Below are 19,377 nucleotides of genomic sequence, written 5' to 3'. Positions count from 1 at the left end.
GCAGTACGAGGCGACGTTCTCCAGGGTCACCGATTCGGCGTGACCGTCGCGCACCCGGGACCGGGCCGTGACCAGTCCGGCGGGTGTGTCGGGCGCCCGCTCCGTCGTCACCGCTCACCAGGTGACGAGGAGTTCCCTCGGTCCGCGGATCAGGCCCTTCGTCTGCCACACCACGTCCTCGGGGCGCCCCGCGAGCCTCAGCTCCGGATAGCGCCGCAGCAGGGTCGAGAGCATCACCTCGGACTCCATGCGGGTGAGCATCGCGCCCATGCAGTGGTGCGGCCCGTGCCCGAAGGAGACGTGCCCGATGCCCTGCCGGTCGAAGTCGACGGTGTGCGGGTCCTCGAACGCCTCCGGGTCCCGGTTCGCCGCGAGGTAGGAGGCGTACACCGCCTCACCCGCCCGGATGGTCACCCCGCCGACCTCGACGTCCTCCGTCGCGATCCGCGGAAGGCCGACCCCGTTGCGGTGCGGGATCCAGCGCAGCAGCTCGTCCACGGCCTGCGGCAGCAGCTCCGGCTCGGCGCGCAGCCGGTCCGCCAGCTCCGGCCGGGTGAGCAGCACGTAGACCATGTTGGCGCTGTTGTTCCGTACCGCGTGGGCGCCGCTGATGAGGATCGCCATGGCCAGCGAGACGGCCTCGTCGGCGTTGATCCGGCCCTCCGCGAGGGACTCCGCCAGCTCCCCCGCCAGGTCGTCCTGCGGTTCGGCGCGCCGCCGGTCGAGCAGCCGGGTGACATAGCCGTGGATCTGGGCCTTGGCGGCCCTGCTGCTCTCCGGGCCGGGGCCCGACGACAGGATGAGGTCGGGCCACGAGGCCAGCTCCGCCCGGTCCTCGTCGGGGACGCCGAGCAGATCGCACACCACCGCCATCGGCAGCGGGCCGTGCAGGTGCTTCATCAGGTCGGCGGGGCTGCCCGCCGCCTCCATCGCGTCGAGGAGGCGGTCGGTGCTCGCCTGGGCCAGCGGACGGAGCCGCTTGGTGCTCTGCCCGGTGAACGCCTTCGTCACCGCCTTGCGCAGCTGGGTGTGGTACGGCGGGTCGGCGTAGTTCAGCGCGGCCTTCGACGCCACCATGTGGCCGGTCATCCCGGTGACCTGACGGTCGAGCAGCGCCGTCCGGCTGAACCGGGGGTCGGAGGTCACCGCGCGGACGTCCTCGTACCGCGTCACCAGCCAGGCCTCGTTCTCCGCGGTGAACGGCAGCCGGATGCGGGCGACGGGTTCCTTCTCGAGGAGCTCGGTGAGCAGCGGATCGAAGGCGAGTGCGGGGAGGTCGTCGACGGCCCAGGTACGGGCGGGCGGGGGCGGTGCGGGGTCGGCGGGCACCCCTTCGGAGGGGGTCGCTTCGGAGGCTGGTCCTGCGGTCGTCTCGGAGGTCATGTGGTGGCTGTTCCCGGTGGCGGACGGCGGCGATACGCCGAGCGCCCACAGCCCCCCGGACGGAGCACCCGACGGCGGCCCCGACCCTCACTCAGCGTAGGCATCCGGTCGCGCTCGCGGTTGCGGGGTCGCGATCACCGGGTGAGTGTGGGCGGCAGTTCACGCGAACGAGACGAAGGAGCGAGTGTCGTGGTGACTTTGTGCAAGCCCGCAGTGTCCGTGCCCGAGCACGTGATCACGATGGAGGAAACCCTCGACCTCGCCCGCTCACATCATGAGGGGCACCCGCAACTCGCCCTCGCGCTACGCCTGATCGGCAACACCGGCGTCGCGCGGCGGCACATCGTCCAGCCCATCGAGGAGACCCTGAAGCATCCCGGCTTCGAGGAACGCAACATCCGCTACGAGGCGGAGGCCAAGGCGCGGGTCCCGTCGGTCGTCCGGGAGGCCCTGGACAACGCGGCGCTGCGCCCCGCGGACATCGACATGATCGTCTACGTGTCGTGCACGGGCTTCATGATGCCGTCCCTGACCGCCTGGATGATCAACACGATGGGCTTCCCCAGCCACACCCGTCAGGTCCCGATCGCGCAGCTCGGCTGCGCCGCCGGCGGAGCGGCGATCAACCGGGCGCACGACTTCTGCACCGCGTACCCCGACGCCAACGTCCTCATCGTGGCCTGCGAGTTCTGCTCGCTCTGCTACCAGCCCACCGATCTCGGCGTCGGCTCGCTGCTCTCCAACGGCCTCTTCGGCGACGCCGTCGCCGCCGCCGTGGTGCGCGGCCGTGGCGGCACCGGGATCGCCCTGGAGCGCAACAGCTCCCACCTCGTGCCCGACACCGAGGACTGGATCGCCTACAGCGTCCGCGCCACCGGCTTCCACTTCCTCCTCGACAAGCGGGTGCCGACCACGATGGAACCGCTGGCCCCGGCGCTCCGCGAGATCGCCGGAGCACACGGCTGGGACGCCGGTGAGCTGGACTTCTACATCATCCACGCCGGCGGGCCGCGCATCCTCGACGACCTGAGCCGCTTCCTCGAGGTGCCCCCGGAGGCCTTCCGGTTCAGCCGCGCCACGCTCACGGAGTACGGCAACATCGCCAGCGCCGTCGTCCTCGACGCCGTACGCCGGCTCTTCGAGGAGGGCGGGCAGCCCGAGGGCGCGCGGGGCATCCTCGCCGGGTTCGGCCCGGGGATCACCGCCGAGATGTGCCTCGGACGGTGGACGAACGCCCCGGTCTCACCCGAACCGAACCTCGGCACCCGCCGCATCGTCGGCTACTCGCCGCCGTTCCACCCCGCCCGCACGGCCGCCTGAGCGCCGAGCCGGACCACCGCGCCGATTCCCCGTGCGTCGACCACCACGTACGCGTGCGGACACGAGCACGCGGACGAGCAGGACCACCCCGACCCGCGCGGGCACGCACCCGCGTGGGACCACGCGTACAGACCCGCCCCAGCAGAGGAGAGCCGCATGTCCGCTACGCCACCGCCCCGCCGCAGCAAGCGCCCGAAGGCCCTGCGAGGCCCCGCCGCGCTCACCGCGCTGCTCGCCGGAGCGGCCGCCGCCACGCTCGCCGGCGCGCCCGCCGAGGCGTCCGCCCCGGGCGCCGTCCGGGTGCCGATGCACCAGTGCTGGGTGAACGGCAACTCCGCCCCGCCCGGCGACACCGTGAGCGGCACCGACGGTGACGACCACATCTTCTGCGACAGCGACCTGGAGAACGTCACCGTCTGGGGCGGCAACGGGAACGACATGATCGAGGTGCGCGGCCTGGTCATCGACTCGGCCGTGATGGGCGGCGAGGGCGACGACGTCATCCGCGCCAAGCACCTCGTCCCCCAGAACGCCTCCAGCATGGTCCGGGGCAACCGGGGCAACGACATCATCAAGGTCGCCACGGTCGCCGGCGACGGCGCGGAACACGGCGCGGTCGTCCACGGCGACGACGGCAACGACAAGATCACCACCGGTTCGGTCACCGGGGCGCCCGGCAAGTTCAACCGGGGCGGTGGCATCGTCACCGGCAACGACGGCGTCGACACCATCAAGGTCGGCACGATCGACTTCTCCGGCCGCGTCCTCGGCGGCAGCGAGGCCGACGAGATCGAGGCGGCGGCTCTCGGCCCGGAGTCCGGCGGCATGATCCAGGCCGGCCCGGGCGACGACCGGATCAGCGGCCCCGGCGGCTCGGTCCTCACCGTCGGCCCCCACTGGGGTTCCGTCGACGCCGGTGTCGGCAAGGACACCTGCACGGTGAAGTCGGTCTCCACCCGGACGTCCATCAGCTCCTGTGAGGTGCTGCCGAAGGCGGCGCCCGCGGACGGCGCGGCGAAGCCCGCCAAGCCGGCGGACACGGCGGACGAGTCCGCCGCCGAGCCCGACAGCCGCTGAGCCGCACGGCTCAGACCACGGCCTGCCGCTCCACCCAGTGGCAGGCCACCTCCTGTGCCCCGCCGCCGCCCAGGACCGGCAGCCCCTCGCCCCGGCAGCGGTCCGCGACCGCCGCCGCCTCGCCCGACGCGAGGACCTGACAGCGGGCGTGGAAGCGGCAGCCGGACGGGATGCGGGACGGGTCCGGGGGCTCACCGGTCAGCACCACCGGAACGCCCCCGGACTCCGGCAGCACCGAGAGCAGCGCCCGGGTGTACGGGTGCTGCGGCCGGGTCAGTACGGACTCGACCGTGCCGGTCTCCACGACCCGGCCCAGGTACATCACCGCGACCCGGTCCGCGATGTTCCACGCGAGCCCCAGGTCGTGCGTCACCACGAGCGCGGAGAGACCCAGCTCGTCCCGAAGGCGCAGCAGCAGCGCCAGGATCTCGCCCCGTACGGACGCGTCGAGGGAGGCCACCGGCTCGTCGGCGACGATGAGCTCCGGCTCCAGTACCAGCGCGCCCGCGATGACCACCCGCTGCCGCTGCCCGCCGGACAGCTCGTGCGGGTAGCGCAGGAAGAAGCGCTCCGGAGGCCGCAGCCCGGCCCGCGCGAGGGCCCCCGCGACCGCCTCCCGCTCGTCCTGCGTCGACCGGTGGACCCCGTGGATCCGCAGCCCCTCCGCCACCGCGTCGTACACGGTGTGCCGGGGGTTCAGCGAACCGCTCGGGTCCTGGAGGACCAGCTGCGCCCGCCTCCGGTAGGCCTTGAGGGCCCCGGAGGAGTAACCCAGCGGCTGCCCGTCGAAGGCGACCGTCCCCGAGGTGGGCCGGACCAGACCGAGCAGCGAGCGCGCGAGTGTCGTCTTGCCGCAGCCCGACTCCCCGACCAGGGCCACGATCTCGCCCGCGCCGATGTCCAGGTCCACCCCGTCCACCGCCCGCGCGAGGGGTGCGCCCCGCCGCCCGGGGAAGGCGACGTGCAGCCCGCGCGCCGACAGCAGCGGCGGCGCGGACGTCTCCGTACTCATGACGCCTGTACTCATGACGCGCTCCCCACATGGACGCAGGCGGCCCGGTGCCCGGCGGCCGCCTCCCGCAGTTCCTGGTCGGTCTCCCCGCAGCCGGCCACCGCCACCGGGCAGCGCGGATGGAAGGTGCAGCCGCCGGGCAGGTCCGCCGGGTCCGGCGGGTCGCCCGGCAGTCCGCGCGGCGCCCGCCGGGACGCGGGGTCCCCGACGCGTGGGAACGCCGACGACAGCGCGCGCCCGTAGGGATGCCGGGCGGCCTCGTACACCGCCCGGGCCGGCCCCTCCTCGACGACCCGGCCCGCGTACATCACGGCGAGCCGGTCGCAGGTGTCGGCGAGGACGGCCAGGTCGTGGCTGATCATCAGGAGGCTGATGGACTGCTCGGCGACGAGCCGCTCGATCAGCCGCAGGATCTGCGCCTGGATCATCACGTCGAGGGCGGTCGTCGGTTCGTCCGCGACGATCAGCCGGGGATCGCAGGCCAGCGCCATCGCGATCATCACCCGCTGCCGCTGCCCGCCGGACAGCTCGTGCGGATAGGCGGCCGCCCGCGCGGCGGGCAGTCCGACGTGTTCGAGCAGTTCCCCGGCGCGTCTGCGGGCCGCCGCCGGGGTCGCGTGGCCGTGGACGAGCAGCGGCTCCGCGATCTGGTCCCCGATCCGGTGCACCGCGTTGAGCGAGTGCATCGCACCCTGGAACACGATCGAGGTGCCCGCCCAGCGCACGGCCCGCAGCCGCCCCCAGGTCATGGCGAGGACGTCGTCGCCGTCGAGCAGGATCCGGCCCTCGATCCGCGCCGAGGCCGGAAGGAGCCGCAGCAGCGCGAGGGCGAGCGTGGACTTGCCGCAGCCGGACTCGCCCGCCACGCCGAGCTTGGTGCCCGCCTCCAGGGTGAGGTCGACCCCGCGTACGGCGGGCACCGCGGACGCGCCCGAACCGTACGTCACCCGCAGGTCCCGGACTTCGAGGAGGCTCATCGCCCCACCCCCAGCTTCGGGTTGAGTACGGACTCGACCGCGCGCCCGCACAGGGTGAACGCGAGCGCGACCAGGGCGATGGCGATGCCGGGCGGCGCCAGGTACCACCAGTGCCCGGAGGAGACCGCGCCCGCCTCGCGCGCGTCCTGGAGCATCCCGCCCCAGGACACCACGGTCGGATCGCCGAGGCCCAGGAAGGCGAGGGTCGCCTCGGTGAGGATGGCGGTGGAGATGCCGAGGGTGGTCTGCGCGAGCACCAGCGGCATCACGTTCGGCAGCACGTGTCTGCTCATGACGTGCCCGTGGCCGCCGCCGAGCGCGGTCGCCCGTTCGATGTACGGGCGGGACTCGACGGCGATCGTCTGGGCCCGCACCAGGCGGGCGGTGGTCGGCCAGGAGGTGACGCCGATGGCCAGCACCACCGTCCACATCGACCGGGACATGACGGTGGCGAGCACGATCGCGAGGACCAGTGCCGGCATCACCAGGAACCAGTCGGTGATCCGCATGACGACGGTCGAGAACCAGCCGCCGTAGTGTCCGGCGACGATCCCCACGAGGGTGCCGATGGCGACCGAGAGGGTCGCCGCCAGCAGGCCGACGAGCAGGGAGATCCGTGCCCCCCAGATCAGCAGACCGAGCAGCGAGCGCCCGAACTGGTCGGTTCCCAGCGGGAATTCGGCGCTCGGCGCCTCCAGGGCCGCGCCGGTGGCCTTCGTCACCGACTGCACGTCGGCGCCGACGAGCAGCGGGGCGGTGAGGGCGAGCAGGGCGATCAGCGCGAGACCGGCGAGGCCGTACAGGCCGGCGCGGTGGGTGCGGTAACCGCGCCAGAAGCGGGCCGCCGTGTGCCGGCGCCGCTGCCAGGCCAGGGAGGTCGCGGAGGCGGCGGACGCCGGAGGGGCCGTCGGCCCGCCGGGGGGCCGGGCGGGAGTCGGAGAGGTCATCGGCCCACCCGGGGGTCGAGCAGCGGATAGAGCAGGTCGGCGATCAGGTTCATCAGGATCATCGCTCCGGCGAAGACGACGAACAGGCCCTGCACGAGTGGCAGGTCGGGCACGCTGAGCGCCTGGTAGAACAGCCCGCCGAGCCCCGGCCAGGAGAACACCGTCTCCACCAGGATCGAACCGGCGGCCACATGGCCCAGATTGATGAAGAACATCGTGACGGTCGGCAGGAGCGCGTTCGGCACGGCGTGGTGGCGCCGGACCGCGTCGTCGCGCAGCCCCTTCGCCCGCGCGGTGGTCAGGTAGTCGCCACCCATCTCGTCGAGCAGCGAGGAACGCATCACGAGCAGGGTCTGCGCGTAGCCGACCGCCACGAGCGTGACGACGGGCAGCACCAGATGGTGGGCGACGTCGAGGACGTACGCGAGACCGGTCTCACCGGTGCCCGACTCCATGCCGCCGGTCGGGAAGAGCCCGGGGATCGGGCCCATACCCACGGAGAACACGATGATGAGGAGCAGCCCGAGCCAGAAGGAGGGCACCGACCACAGGGTCAGCGCGATCCCGGTGTTCAGCCTGTCGCCGAGACCGCCGTGGCGCCAGGCCGAGCGCGTGCCGAGCCAGAGCCCCAGCGCCGAGTAGATCACCACGGCGACCCCGGTGAGCAGCAGGGTCGCCGGAAGCTTCTCCGCGATCAGCTCCCCGACGGGCGCGCGGAACTGGAACGAGGTGCCGAGGTCGCCGCTCAGCGCCTTGGCGCAGTAGTCGGTGAACTGCTGCCACAGAGGCAGATCGAGGCCGAACTGACGCCGAAGGGTGACGAGTTGCTCGGCCGAGGTGGGCACGCCGTGCGTCATCGCCTTCACCGGGTCGCCGGGGATGATCCGGAACAGGAAGAAGCTGGTGACCAGCACGGCGAAGAGCGAGACGAGCGCGCCGCCCAGCTTCCCCGCCGCGTGACGGAGGTAGCCGAGGGAGGAACCGGTGCGGGATGCGCCGTCCGTGACGCGGGCCTTCTCGGCCCGCGTCACGTCGGCTGCGGTGCTTGCCGTCGTCACGTACTACTCGCGGTCGTCGACGGTGGAGCGGCGGCGCAGACCGAGGAAGATGCCGACGCCGACCACGACCACCACGGCGGCGCCGATGCCGACGATCACCCCGGTGGACGAGCCGCCGTCGGAGTCCGCGGTGCTCGCCGCGGGCACGGCCGACCACCAGCTCCAGTAGCCGTCCTGTCCCCACAGGTTCCCGGCGGCCTCGGGCATGGTCGTGATGGACGCGATCTGGTCCGTGCGGTACGCCTCAAGGGCGTTCGGATAGGCCATGACGTTCATGTACCCCGTGTCGTACAGCCGGGACTGCATCCGCTTCACCAGAACCGCCCGCTTGGCGGCGTCGTACTCCACCGCCTGCTGCGCGTAGAGCGTGTCGAACTCCTTGTCGCAGATGAAGTTGTCGGTGGCCCCGGAGTCCTTCGGCGTCGCCGGGAGCGTCCCGCAGGTGTGGATCGACAGGACGTAGTCGGGGTCGGGGTTGACCGACCAGCCGTCGAAGGCGAGGTCGTAGTCGCCCCTGACCCACGGGTCGGAGACGCTGTCCAGGCACTCGACCTTCAGACCGATGCCGAGCTTGCCCCACCACTCCTGGAGGTACTTGCCGATCGCCTTGTCGTTGGGGTCGGTGGCGTGGCAGAGGATCCGGAAGTCCAGCGGCCTGCCGTCCTTGCCGACCCGCTTGCCGGCGGCGTTCTTCCGGTAGCCGGCCGCGTCGAGGAGCTTCTCCGCGCCGGCCGGGTCGTACGCCCGCTTCTGGGCGCCCTCGGGCTTCCAGAAGTACGAGTCGAACCGCGGCGGGATGTAGCCCTCGCCCTCGACGGCGTGCCCCTGGAAGACCTTGTCGACGATGGCCTTCCGGTCGACGGCGAGGAAGAGCGCCTTGCGCACGGCCGGGTCGAGCAGCGCCTTGTGGCCGTTGCCGAACGTCTTCCCGTCCCTGGCCCTCGCGCCCGGGTTGGTGGCGATGGCGAAGAAGCGGCGGCCGGGGGCGTCGTTGACCTTGATGGCCTTCTGCGTCTTGAGCGCGGCGGCCTGGGCGGGCGTCAGGTTCGGTACGAAGGACACCTCGCCCTTCTGGAGGGCGGCGACGGCGGCGTCCCCGTCCTTGTAGTACTTGAAGACCAGCTCGTCGAACTTCGGCGCGCCCCGCCAGAAGTTCTTGTTCGGCTTGAGCTTGATGTACTGGTCGACCTTGTAGTCCGTGACGACGAACGGTCCGTTGCCCACGATGGGGAACTGCTTGTCGTTGTTGAACTTCGAGAAGTCGCCGACCTTCTCCCACACGTGCTTCGGCACGATCGGCACGTCGAGCGCCGTCATCGTCGCCTGCGGCTTCTTCAGGCGGATGACGAGCGTCTGCGGGTCGGGCGCGGTGACCTCGGCGAAGTTGGCCGTGAAGCTGCCGTTGGCGGTGGCGGCGTTCGGGTCGGTCATCATCTTGTTGAAGGTCCAGGCCGCGTCCTCGGCGGTGGCCGGCTTCCCGTCGGACCAGGTCGAGTCCTTGCGGATGGTGTACGTCCACGTCAGCTTGTCCGGCGAGGAGGTCCACGCGGTCGCCAGGCCCGGGATCGGGCGGGCGTCCTTCGCGTCGTAGTTGGTGAGGTACTCGTAGGCCAGCCGGTGGATGCTGGTCGAGGTGAGCTTCTGTGCGAGGAACGGGCTCAGCGAGTCGATGCTCTGCGAGACGGCGACGGTGAGCGTGCTCCCGGCGGGGGACTTGTCGTCCTCCGCGGCGGCGGTACCGGGGACGGCCACGAGCGAGACGGCGGTGACACCGGAGGCGAGCAGCAGACGGAGTGCTCTGCGGGCGGGGGTGCGGCGGGGTGGAGCCTTCGTGACCATGACCATGGGACGGGACCTCGCGTCGGGGGATCTGTCGTGGATCTTGGGCTGACGATGGGTGAAGCGAAGGTTTATCAGCGGTGGTCTGCCGTCGTCAACGATCCGTCAAACCCCTTGTGGACTGCGGGAATGCCAGGAGGCCCCGTACCGGGGGACCGGTACGGGGCCTCATTGGTCTACTCCTGTGACGCCTTACTGCTGAGAGGCTGGCGGTGCCTGCGGGGGCTGCTGCCCGTGCCAGTACGGGGGCGGGACCTGGGGCCCGCCCTGGTCGTGCCCCGGCGCCGAACCGGTGCCGGGATCCTGCGGATCGGCCTGCGGGGGCCCCGGCTGACCGGGCGCCGGCTGCTGCCAGCCCTGGGGCATGCCGGGCTGCCCGGGGGGCGCGCCGAACGGTTGTCCGGGCGCGGGCTGTGCTCCGTACGGCTGACCCGCGGCGGGCGGCGCACCGTACGGCTGCCCCGGCGCGGGCTGCCCCGGAATGGGCTGACCGGACACGGGCTGACCGGGCATCGGCTGCCCCGGCATGGGCTGCGCCGCGTACGGCTGTCCGGGCGCGGGCTGCGCGCCGTAGGGCTGTCCCTGCGCCGGCGGCTGTCCGTAGGGCTGCTGCGGCGGGTAGGGCTGTCCGGGGGTCGGCGGACCTCCGTACGGCTGACCCGGTACCGGCTGCCCGGGGGCGAACTGCCCCGGCACCTGCTGTCCGGGCATGGGCTGCCCGGGTACCTGCTGTCCGGGCATGGGCTGACCCGGCATGGGCCCGCCGGGCATCTGGTGTCCCGGCATCTGGTGTCCCGGCATCGGCGGGGCCATGTGCGGAGGCATCGCGCCCTGGCCGTCGCCGGTCCAGAGTCCCTGCGCCTGCTGGGCCCGTACGAAGTCCTCGGCCACCATCGCCGAGAGGTGGAAGTACGCCTCCCGGGTCTTCGGCCGCATCATGTCGAGGTCCACCTCGGCACCGGCCGACAGGTGCTCGTCGAAGGGGACCACCACGACCCCGCGGCAGCGCGTCTGGAAGTGCTGCACGATGTCCTCGACCTTGATCATCTTGCCGGTCTCGCGGACTCCGGAGATGACCGTGATGGAGCGCTGCACCAGATCCGCGTAGCCGTGCGCGGAGAGCCAGTCCAGCGTCGTCGACGCGCTGGAGGCGCCGTCCACGGAGGGCGTGGAGATGATGATCAGCTGATCGGCGAGGTCGAGCACCCCGCGCATCGCGCTGTACAGCAGACCCGTACCCGAGTCCGTCAGGATGATCGGGTACTGCTTGCCCAGGACGTCGATCGCCCGCCGGTAGTCCTCGTCGTTGAAGGTCGTCGAGACGGCCGGGTCCACGTCGTTGGCGAGGATCTCCAGACCGGACGGCGCCTGCGAGGTGAAGCGGCGGATGTCCATGTACGAGTGGAGGTACGGGATCGCCTGCACCAGGTCGCGGATGGTCGCCCCGGTCTCGCGCCGCACCCGGCGGCCCAGGGTGCCGGCGTCCGGGTTGGCGTCGATCGCCAGGATCTTGTCCTGCCGCTCGGTCGCCAGGGTCGCGCCGAGCGCCGTCGTCGTCGTGGTCTTGCCGACACCGCCCTTGAGCGAGATGACCGCGATCCGGTAGCAGGAGAGGACCGGCGTACGGATCAGTTCCAGCTTGCGCTGCCGCTCCGCCTCCTCCTTCTTTCCGCCGAGCTTGAACCGGGCGGCGGCGCCGCCGGGGTTCCGGCTGGACTTGGGCTTCTGCTTGTTGTTGCGGAGGAGCCGGTCGGAGGAGAGCTCCACGGCCGCGTTGTAGCCGAGGGGCGCACCCGGCACGGACCGCTCCCGCTGGTCGTGCGTCACGGGCGAGGGCCAGGCGGCCCCCGTCCGCGGATCGACGGGCGGCTGCGCGTCGTACTGCGGCTGGGGGACGGAGGGCTGGGGGGGTACGGCGGCGGGGTGCGGGTAGCCGTAACCGCCGCCCGGTACCTGGGCCTGCTGCGGCACACCACCGGAGGGCGCGGGCTGTCCCCCTGGGCCCTGCGGCCCGGGAGGCGCCCCCGGCGGGTAGCCGTAACCGCCCTGCTGCGGAGGCGTCCCGGGGTGCGGGAAGCCGTAGCCGCCCTGCGGGGCGGGCTGCTGGGGGGCCTGCGGATAACCGTAGGAGCCGGGCGGCTGGGCCTGCGGCTGCGGCTGTGCCTGCGGCGGTACGGCGCCGTGCGCGGCCGGAGTCGGGGGCGCCGGCCACGCGGCGGCGGGCGGCAAGGGCGCGGCCTGGGGCGCCGGCTGCGCACCCGGGGCCGGCCGCGCGGGCCACTGCTGGGCGGGCCCGGGGGCGGCGGGCTGGAAGGACGGCGGCAGCGGCGGCAACCCGGTGCCGGCCCCCGGTCCGGCGGCGGGAAGGGGCCCGGGAGCGGCGCCGGGGCCGAAGCCCTGCGATGCGTCGGGAAGAGGGTAGGCGGCGGGAGCGGCGGGCGGTGCCGGCTGCGCGTCCGGGGCCGCGCCGCCGCCGGGGGCCTCGGCGGGAAGGGCGTCGGCGACCGGGCCCGTGTCGGTGGCATCGGCGGACGGGGCCTCCGGGGCCTCCCGGGGCGCCGGAAGTGCCGGGATCGCCTCGGTGCCGGTCGCCGTGGCGGCCGACTCGCCGTGGGCGTCGCGGTTGACCTCGCCGTTGACCTGGCCGTCGGCCTCGTCGTGGGTCTCGGAGGCGGGGGTCCGGCCTTCCGTGCCCGACCAGGCCTCGTTCGACCCGTCGAGGGCCTCGGCCGCATCGGTGCTCGTCGCGGCGGGGCCGGACTCGGCCGAGGCGCTGTCGGTCGTGCCCCCGGCGGAGGTGCCGTCGGCGGCTTCGGTGGGAGCGGAGCCGGGCTCTCGGGCGCCGTCGGCTTCGCCGGGCCGGGCCACTGAACCCGGGGCCTCGTCCGGCGTCCGAGCCGTGTCGGCGCCTTCCGCGGCGTGCGGTGTCGGCGCGGGCGACGCGGCGGAGGGCTCCGCGGCGCGCTCCGCCATCTCGCGCTGGAGCGCGGCGGGGGAGAAGCGAACGGTCGCGCCGCTCGCGACGTCCCCGGCGTCGACCCCGAGGGGAGCCGCACTGCCAGAGGGCACCCCCGCACCCGACGGATCGCCACCGACGGAGGCGGCACCCACCGGATCCCCACCGACGGGAGCCGGCCCTGCCGGAGCCGCGCCGACGGGGGTCGCCCCTACCGGACTCGCCCCTACCGGAGCCGCACCCACCGGACCCGCCCCCACAGGACCGGCCTCCACAGGAGCCGCCCCCACACCGCCCGGCTCGAAGCCGCTGCCCGTCGGGAGGCCCGGCACGCCGAGCGGTGCGCCGCTCGGCGGCGGGGGAGTGACACCGCCCGCCCCCGCACCGCCCGGCGCGTTCTGCGTGTACCAGGCGGGCGGGGTGTAGTCGATGGTGAACTCACCCGTCAGCTCGGCGGGATCCGCGTCGGACTGATCGTCGGCGGATGGATTCCAACCCCCGTGGATCTCGTCGCGATCGCCGTTCACTTTGCCTCCTGGTGTGGTCGAGCACCCTTGTGCCGTTGTGGGCGGGGCCCTTCCAGCCTAATCGGCGCGGGCACCCCCCGGGCAGGGCCGACGGCCCCTCCGTACCCCTCCCCGTGACCCGGTCCGGCCCCCAAGTGAGCCGACCGCGCCGCAGAGTGAAAACCCCGACCGTTCAAAACGATGCAAAAATGGACGTACTTGAGCAACTCCATCGTCTGCGGTCGCCGTTCAGTCCATCCGGCGCGCGCCGCCCAACAATCCGGTCTCGGCGTCGGTCGCCTGGGTCATGACGAACTGGCGGTCGCTCGGCGTGCACCAGAGGGTCACCCCGTCCGCGAGCGTGGACAGCGCCTCGTACTCGTGCCGCGGCAGGCTCATGATGCGGCCGATCTGCGTGGCCTCGTCGGGGGAGACCCGCTGTACGCCGACCAGCGAGGACTTCTCCAGGAGCCGGGGCGCCACCGGGCTCAGGTACGGCAGCAGCGTCACCACCGACTGCCAGGGCGCCGACACGACCCGGCCGCGCGGCGGACGCATGCCGCAGTCGCGCACCACGACCACCGGACTGCCGGCGGACGCGCCCTGGGGCGGCACCCGCCCCACGTCGTGCAGGGAGATGCACGGCTGGCCACCGCCCGCGGCCTGCGCGAGCGCCGTCCACGCCTGCGCGCGGCCGGTCTCGACCGCCACCCGGGCCCCGGTCGCGGCGGCCCGGAGGGCCAGCACCTGCGCGGTCCAGAGCCCGCCGATGAGGGTGACGTCGTACGGGACGGGCCGGTTGATGCCGAGCACCGCGGGGCGGTTCTCGGCGTCGACACCGATCACCATGCCGTCGTCGCCGACCGGCAGGGCCAGGGCGTCGAGTTGGTCGAGGGGGACGGAGTGCTTGTCGCGGCGCGGGCCGACGAGGCCGAAACCGAACCGGGGCCGGGCGCCCCGACCCGTACCACGGGCGTCCGTACCCCTGGGATCCGTACCGCGCGGGGCGGCCGGCCTGCCGGAGCGGGCCGGCGTACCGAAGGAGGAGGCGGAGTGGGACATCAGCGCGCACCCCCCAGCGGAAGCGTCGCGAGGACGCCGGGCACCTGTTCCCTGTCCAGCCGCACCAGGCCCGTCCTCACCCCGCGCGCAGCGCGCTCCAGTTCGTGCCGCGCCGCCACCAGTTCCTCGTCGCTGCGCCCGGTGATCCGTACGTGTCCGGCCACCGTCACCTCCTGCCGGTCCCCGCCGCTCAGCGTCAGGCTGAACGTCGTCGCCAGCGCGGGCAGCGAGGTCAGCAGCGCCACCAGCTGCGGCATCGAGGCCCCCGCCCCACCGCCCCGCCCGCCCAGCTGGGGCCAGCGCCCCACCCAGTACGTCGTGTGCCGCCGGTCGTCCACCCGCCAGGTCCGCGCGGTCTCCTGGGTGCGCCGCCCCAGCGGCTGCCCCCGGCCCGCCTGCGCTATCGCCATCGGGCTCGCACAGGTCGAGGTGGCGAGCGCCGACGTGAGCTCCTGCTCCGTCAGCACGCTCGCCCGGAACCCGGCGCCCGCGAGCCGGCTCGCCAGCTGGTCCGCCGCCCGCACCACGCACTTCTGCGCGCCCCGCACGCCCCCGCCGCGCGCGGCGACCGCCTCCGGGCACAGTTCGGGGTCGAGTTTGAGCGCGACCCAGGTGATCCGCACCGCGGGCGAACCCGTCTGCGCCTGCAGCGGCCCGTAGTTGCGCGCGGCCAGGGACTGCGCGGGCAGGTGCGGCGCGGGCGCCGGCTGGGTGTGCTGCACGATCTGCGCCGATTCGAGGCGGATGCCGTCCACGCTCAGCACGTCCCGGACGAGCCCGACGGGCAGCGGCCGCGCCGCGCGGTCCGGACGCAGGGCGGTGCCGTCCGACTCCACCCGCAGGACCGCGGTCAGGAACGTGCCGTCGCCGACCATGCCGACCGGGCGCCGGTCACGGTCGCTGTACGCGTAGGTCCGCAGCGCCGGGTCGCACTCCACGACCGGCGCGAACCCCGGCTCGGTGCCCTCGGGCACCGTGAGGGAGGCCGCCCTGCGGGTGCGGGCCCGCAGCGCGAGGAACGTGCCGAGCCACTCGGGCAGGGAGCGCCGGTGACGGCGTACGACGGCGAGGAGCAGGAGCACGACGGCGACCGCACCCGCCGGCACGAGCAGCATCGGCTCGACGACCCAGGCGACGACCAGCAGGGCCGCCGCCACCTCGATCAGTACGAGCTGTTGCAGTTGGAACGAACCGAAGTGTCCCGGACGCGCCTGGAGTCTCGGCGAGACCGAGGAGACGGGCCCCGTGGACGGGGGTTCGGAGGCGGTGGCCGCGGCGGGCCGCGTCCGCGTCGCGGAAGCCATGATGGAGAATCCCCCTCAATTCGTCCCGATCACCCTGGCCTGCCAGGGCTTTGGCGGCCGGATCACCCTACCCGCCCCACGAACCCGTCGGGACAGCAGGCATAGTAGGGGGCCGGTCCGACGGCCGGGGCCCGGGTGCCACCTCCCCCGGCTCCCGCGCGAAGATCGCGCCTGACGAGAATGGGGACTCATGGCATCGCGGCGGGACGAGCTCAACGCGTACACCTTTGCGAAGAAGCGCACGGTGGCGGCATTCCTCCAACCCTCGCCCTCCGGCACGGAGGAGGGGGCACCGAGGCCGCTGCGCGCGATCGTCCCGGGCCTGATCGTCGCCGCGCTCGTCGTCGCCGGCTTCGGCGCCTGGGGCATGTTCAGTCCCCAGGCCCCCAAGGGCTGGGACGTCCCCGGCACCCGGGTGATCGTCGGCAAGCAGTCGACGACCCGGTACGTGGTCCTGGAGACCGGCAAGGACAAGGACAAGAAGACCCTGCTCCATCCCGTCCTCAACCTCGCCTCCGCACGACTCCTCCTGAACCCCGACCAGTTCCAGGTCGTCCAGGTCGCCGACAAGAAGCTCGACGAGGGCAAGCCGCCGCGTGGCCCCATCCTCGGCATCCCGTACGCCCCCGACCGGCTGCCCACCGCCGACGACGCGGGCAAGCCCAAGCGCTGGGCCGTCTGCGAACAGCCCGGCGGCGGCAAGGGCGCCAGCGTCCAGAAGGCCACCTTCCTCTTCGCCGAGCGGGACCTCAGCCGCACCGAGGGCGCGGGCCGCCTCAAGGACGGGCAGATCCTGTACGTCAAAGGACAGAAGGACTCCGCCCAGTTCCTCGTCGACCACAAGGGCACCAAGTACCCGGTGAAGGCCGACCGGACCGGACTGCTCACCGCCCTCGTCGGCCTCGGCCGGGAGCCGCAGCCCGTCACCGACGACTGGCTCGCCACCCTGAACACCGGCGACCCGGTGGACTTCCCGCACCTCGAAGGAGACGTCGGCACCCACGCCGGCGTCCCGGGCGACGGCCTGAACGGGACCGAGAACCGGATCGGCATGGTCCTGATCGCCCAGACCGGCTCCGGACCCCAGCACTACGTCGTGCTCGCCGGAAGGGTCCAGCCGGTCACCTCCTTCACCGCCTGGCTCATCATCAACTCCCCGCAGACCCGCGTCCTCGACATGGACGGCACCCCGACCACCGTCGACGCGTCCTCGTTCGTCCCGGACCCCACCGTCTTCCACGGCGAGGTGCGCTGGCCGCGACTGAAGTCCACCCAGGTCAACGTCTCCACCGGCGGGAGCGCCCGCGACACCGTGTGCAGCGTCCTCACCGGCGTCGACGAGAAGGGCGGGACGACCCTCGCCACCTGGGCCGGCACCAAGTACCCCGCCGACATCACGGCGGGCGGCACCAGCACGTACGTCACCCCGGGCACCGGCCTGCTCTACACCCAGATCCAGGGCAGGCAGAAGGCGCCCGACGGCTCACTGTTCCTCGTCACCGACACCGGTCTCCGCTACGCCGTCCAGGCCAACGGCGACAGCGACTCCGCCCGCTCCGAGATCGGCGCCGGGGACAAGGAGAAGCCGACCGACGGACGTCCGGAACCCAGCGAGGCACAGAAGCGTCTCGGCTACGAGAAGGTCGTGCCGGCCCTCGTCCCGATCGAATGGTCGGAATTCCTGTCGAAGGGCCCCCGGCTCGACACCAACAGCGCACGTCAGCCGCAGGGCTCCTAGGGGGTGGCACCGGTGACGACCACGTACCGCACGGCCGCCCTGCTCGCCGCGGGCGCCCTCACCGCCCTCCTCGCGACGCCCGCCGCGGCCGCCGAGCCGCGCCACGGGGGACCCGTCCTCGACGGCAGCGGTGAGTGCACCTTCCCCATGAAGAAGCAGATCGAGGGCATCCCCTGGCCGCTCCAGCGGGTCCTCCTCGACGAGCTGTGGCAGGACACCAAGGGCAAGGGCGTCCGGGTCGCCGTCATCGACACGGGCGTCGACGACGTCAACCCGCAGCTGCGGACCGCCGTCGACGCCAAGGCGGGCAAGGACTTCCTCAAGCCCGACAAGAAGAACCCCGGTTTCGGCGACGAGCTGCGCGGCAAGACCGACGGCACCGTCGACGACGTCGGCCACGGCACCAAGGTCGCCGGCATCATCGCCGCCCGGCCCCGCGCCGGCACCGGTTTCGTCGGTCTCGCCCCCGAGGCGACCATCATCCCGATCCGGCAGAACGACGAGAAGAACAGCGGCAAGTCCGACACGATGGCCCTCGCGATCGACCACGCCGTCGCCAAGGGCGCCCACGTCATCAACATCTCGCAGGACACCACCCAGACCCTCGACGCCGACTCGCCCATGGCCAAGTCCGTGGCCGCCGCGCTCCGGAGGAACGTCGTCGTCGTCGCCTCCGCCGGCAACGACGGTATGGACGGCAAGCTCAAGACCACGTACCCGGCCGCCTTCCCCGGCGTCCTCGCCGTCGCCTCGTCCGACCGGAACAACGAGCGCGCCGCCTTCTCCCAGTCCGGCACCTTCGTGGGCGTCGCCGCCCCCGGCGTCGACATCGTCTCCACCGTCCCCGGCGGCGGCCAGTGCGTCGACAACGGCACCAGCTTCTCCGCCCCGTACGTCGCCGGTGTCGCCGCCCTGCTCCGCGCCGAGCACCCGGAGTGGACGGCGGCCCAGATCGTCGCCCGGATCGAGCAGACCGCCGTCCGCTCGGTCAACGGGCGTGACAACCACGTCGGGTGGGGCGTCGTCGACCCGGTGAGGGCGCTGGCCGACGTCCCGGGGACGCCGCCCTCCTCGCCCACGCCCGACCCGGCCCCGCCCAGGCCGCCGGCCCCCGAGCCGGCCCGCCTGGCGCTGTCGGAGACGCCTCAGGAGCGCTCCGAACGGCTCGCCACCTACGCGCTGGGAATCGGTGTCGTCCTGGTGGCGGTGGTCGCCGGAACCGCCACCGTGATCCGCGACAGCCGCCGCCGGAGGGGCGCCCGTTGACCCGCGTACCGGTCAAGTATCCGGACTGCCCTTTGCAGTTGGAACTGCCGCCGCCAATGGCTAAAGTGACCGCGGGGCGCACGGCAGTGCGAGCCCAGCACGGGGGCGGCATCAGAAGATTCCCGTCCGCATCACGAACGGAGGGCCCGACGGCCGAGCCGTCGACGCCACCGAAGGAAGAAGGGGCAAGATGTCGAAAGACCTGAACGTAACCAGTGCCGAACAAGTCAAGCTCGCCGGCCGGATCCAGGACTTCTCCGACGAGCTCCAGTCCCGCATCACCAACCTCAACGGCGTGGTCGACCGCGTCCAGGCGGGCTGGCAGGGCGCTGCGAGCAAGGAGTACGACCGGGTCCAGAACGACCTGAACCAGCGCCTGCGCAGCATGCGCCAGGAGCTCTCCAAGCTCGAAGAGATGATGCGCATGAGCGCCGACGGCTTCTCGCGCGAGGAGGAGGACCGTCTGCGGTCCTTCCGCACGATGGACGCCGGCGGCGGCGCCGGTGGCGGCGGCAACCAGAGCGCCATCCTCGGCGTCTGAGCCACTCGACCACACCTCCGCGCCACTCTCACTCAGGAGTCAACACCATGACCACTGCGGTCAATTACGACACGGTGACCCAGGCGGCGGCCGACACCCGCCTGACCTCCACCACCCTCACCCAGAAGCTCGACGACCTCATGGCCGAGGTCAACCGCGTCGCCAGCAACTGGGAGGGTGAGGCCAAGATCGCGTACCGCGAGACCCAGGACCGCCTCACCCGCGACATGGCCGGCATGAACCAGGACCTGGCGCGCATCGCCACGCTCCTCGACGAGTCGGTCGTCGGCTACCAGGACACCGACCGCGGCAACGCGGCCCGTTTCCGCATGTGACACCCCGCGGACACGCGTGAGGGGGTGGCCCGTCCGACGGGCCACCCCCTCACGCG

At 72.9% G+C, this 19,377-nt stretch carries 15 protein-coding genes; 6 read left to right on the top strand and 9 right to left on the bottom strand.

Going from position 1 to position 19,377, the window contains the following annotated elements:
* Positions 1-114: 114 nt before the first annotated feature.
* Complete coding sequence (locus ACFWV2_RS18720; protein WP_384406121.1) at positions 115-1,383, bottom strand: cytochrome P450; 1,269 nt, start codon at positions 1,381-1,383, stop codon at positions 115-117.
* A 147-nt stretch (positions 1,384-1,530) separates the two neighbouring features.
* On the opposite strand from ACFWV2_RS18720, the gene ACFWV2_RS18715 reads away from it, so the two are divergent.
* Positions 1,531-2,703 (top strand): type III polyketide synthase, encoded by a 1,173-nt coding sequence (locus ACFWV2_RS18715; RefSeq protein WP_384406120.1) that lies wholly within the window; start codon positions 1,531-1,533, stop codon positions 2,701-2,703.
* Between the two features lie 156 nt (positions 2,704-2,859).
* A complete protein-coding gene (locus tag ACFWV2_RS18710; protein WP_384406119.1) occupies positions 2,860-3,780 on the top strand; it encodes a hypothetical protein in 921 nt (306 codons plus the stop codon).
* Positions 3,781-3,790: 10 nt separating this feature from the next.
* On the opposite strand, the gene ACFWV2_RS18705 is transcribed toward ACFWV2_RS18710, so the two are convergent.
* The 8 genes from ACFWV2_RS18705 to eccE form a co-directional block, all read right to left on the bottom strand.
* Positions 3,791-4,807, bottom strand: a complete 1,017-nt coding sequence (locus tag ACFWV2_RS18705) for an ABC transporter ATP-binding protein (protein WP_384406118.1) — start codon at positions 4,805-4,807, stop codon at positions 3,791-3,793.
* Positions 4,804-5,769 carry an ABC transporter ATP-binding protein gene (locus ACFWV2_RS18700; protein ID WP_384406117.1) on the bottom strand — a complete coding sequence of 322 codons (966 nt, stop codon included), beginning with the start codon at positions 5,767-5,769 and terminating at the stop codon, positions 4,804-4,806. Before ACFWV2_RS18700 ends, ACFWV2_RS18705 begins: the two co-directional genes overlap by 4 nt.
* The gene (locus tag ACFWV2_RS18695) at positions 5,766-6,716 is read right to left on the bottom strand and encodes an ABC transporter permease (protein ID WP_384406116.1); all 951 of its coding nucleotides are present in this window, start codon (positions 6,714-6,716) and stop codon (positions 5,766-5,768) included. Before ACFWV2_RS18695 ends, ACFWV2_RS18700 begins: the two co-directional genes overlap by 4 nt.
* Positions 6,713-7,774 carry an ABC transporter permease gene (locus tag ACFWV2_RS18690; protein ID WP_384406115.1) on the bottom strand — a complete coding sequence of 354 codons (1,062 nt, stop codon included), beginning with the start codon at positions 7,772-7,774 and terminating at the stop codon, positions 6,713-6,715. The genes ACFWV2_RS18695 and ACFWV2_RS18690 overlap by 4 nt, the downstream gene beginning before the upstream one ends.
* Positions 7,775-7,777: 3 nt before the next feature.
* Entirely contained in the window at positions 7,778-9,613 is a 1,836-nt protein-coding gene (locus ACFWV2_RS18685) for an ABC transporter substrate-binding protein (protein ID WP_384406247.1), read from the bottom strand.
* A 192-nt stretch (positions 9,614-9,805) separates the two neighbouring features.
* On the bottom strand, positions 9,806-13,096 hold the full coding sequence (locus tag ACFWV2_RS18680) for an SCO5717 family growth-regulating ATPase (protein WP_384406114.1): 3,291 nt from the start codon (positions 13,094-13,096) through the stop codon (positions 9,806-9,808).
* 228 nt (positions 13,097-13,324) lie between these two features.
* A complete protein-coding gene (locus ACFWV2_RS18675; protein WP_384406113.1) occupies positions 13,325-14,137 on the bottom strand; it encodes a hypothetical protein in 813 nt (270 codons plus the stop codon).
* Entirely contained in the window at positions 14,137-15,441 is a 1,305-nt protein-coding gene (eccE, locus tag ACFWV2_RS18670; RefSeq protein ID WP_384406112.1) for a type VII secretion protein EccE, read from the bottom strand. Before eccE ends, ACFWV2_RS18675 begins: the two co-directional genes overlap by 1 nt.
* A gap of 190 nt (positions 15,442-15,631) precedes the next feature.
* Between eccE and eccB the strand changes: the two genes are divergently transcribed.
* The 4 genes from eccB (at position 15,632) to ACFWV2_RS18650 (ending at position 19,321) form a co-directional block, all read left to right on the top strand.
* The gene (eccB, locus tag ACFWV2_RS18665; RefSeq protein ID WP_384406111.1) at positions 15,632-17,179 is read left to right on the top strand and encodes a type VII secretion protein EccB; all 1,548 of its coding nucleotides are present in this window, start codon (positions 15,632-15,634) and stop codon (positions 17,177-17,179) included.
* Positions 17,180-17,191: 12 nt separating this feature from the next.
* Positions 17,192-18,445 (top strand): type VII secretion-associated serine protease mycosin, encoded by a 1,254-nt coding sequence (mycP, locus tag ACFWV2_RS18660; protein ID WP_384406110.1) that lies wholly within the window; start codon positions 17,192-17,194, stop codon positions 18,443-18,445.
* 190 nt (positions 18,446-18,635) lie between these two features.
* On the top strand, positions 18,636-18,986 hold the full coding sequence (locus tag ACFWV2_RS18655; protein ID WP_384406109.1) for a WXG100 family type VII secretion target: 351 nt from the start codon (positions 18,636-18,638) through the stop codon (positions 18,984-18,986).
* 47 nt (positions 18,987-19,033) lie between these two features.
* On the top strand, positions 19,034-19,321 hold the full coding sequence (locus ACFWV2_RS18650) for a WXG100 family type VII secretion target (protein ID WP_351220701.1): 288 nt from the start codon (positions 19,034-19,036) through the stop codon (positions 19,319-19,321).
* Positions 19,322-19,377: the final 56 nt, after the last annotated feature.

Source organism: Streptomyces sp. NPDC058671 (assembly GCF_042716475.1).
GTDB lineage: Bacteria > Actinomycetota > Actinomycetes > Streptomycetales > Streptomycetaceae > Streptomyces.
The sequence above is the reverse complement of the archived record's forward strand: the minus strand, read 5'-3'. Positions and strand labels throughout refer to the sequence as shown.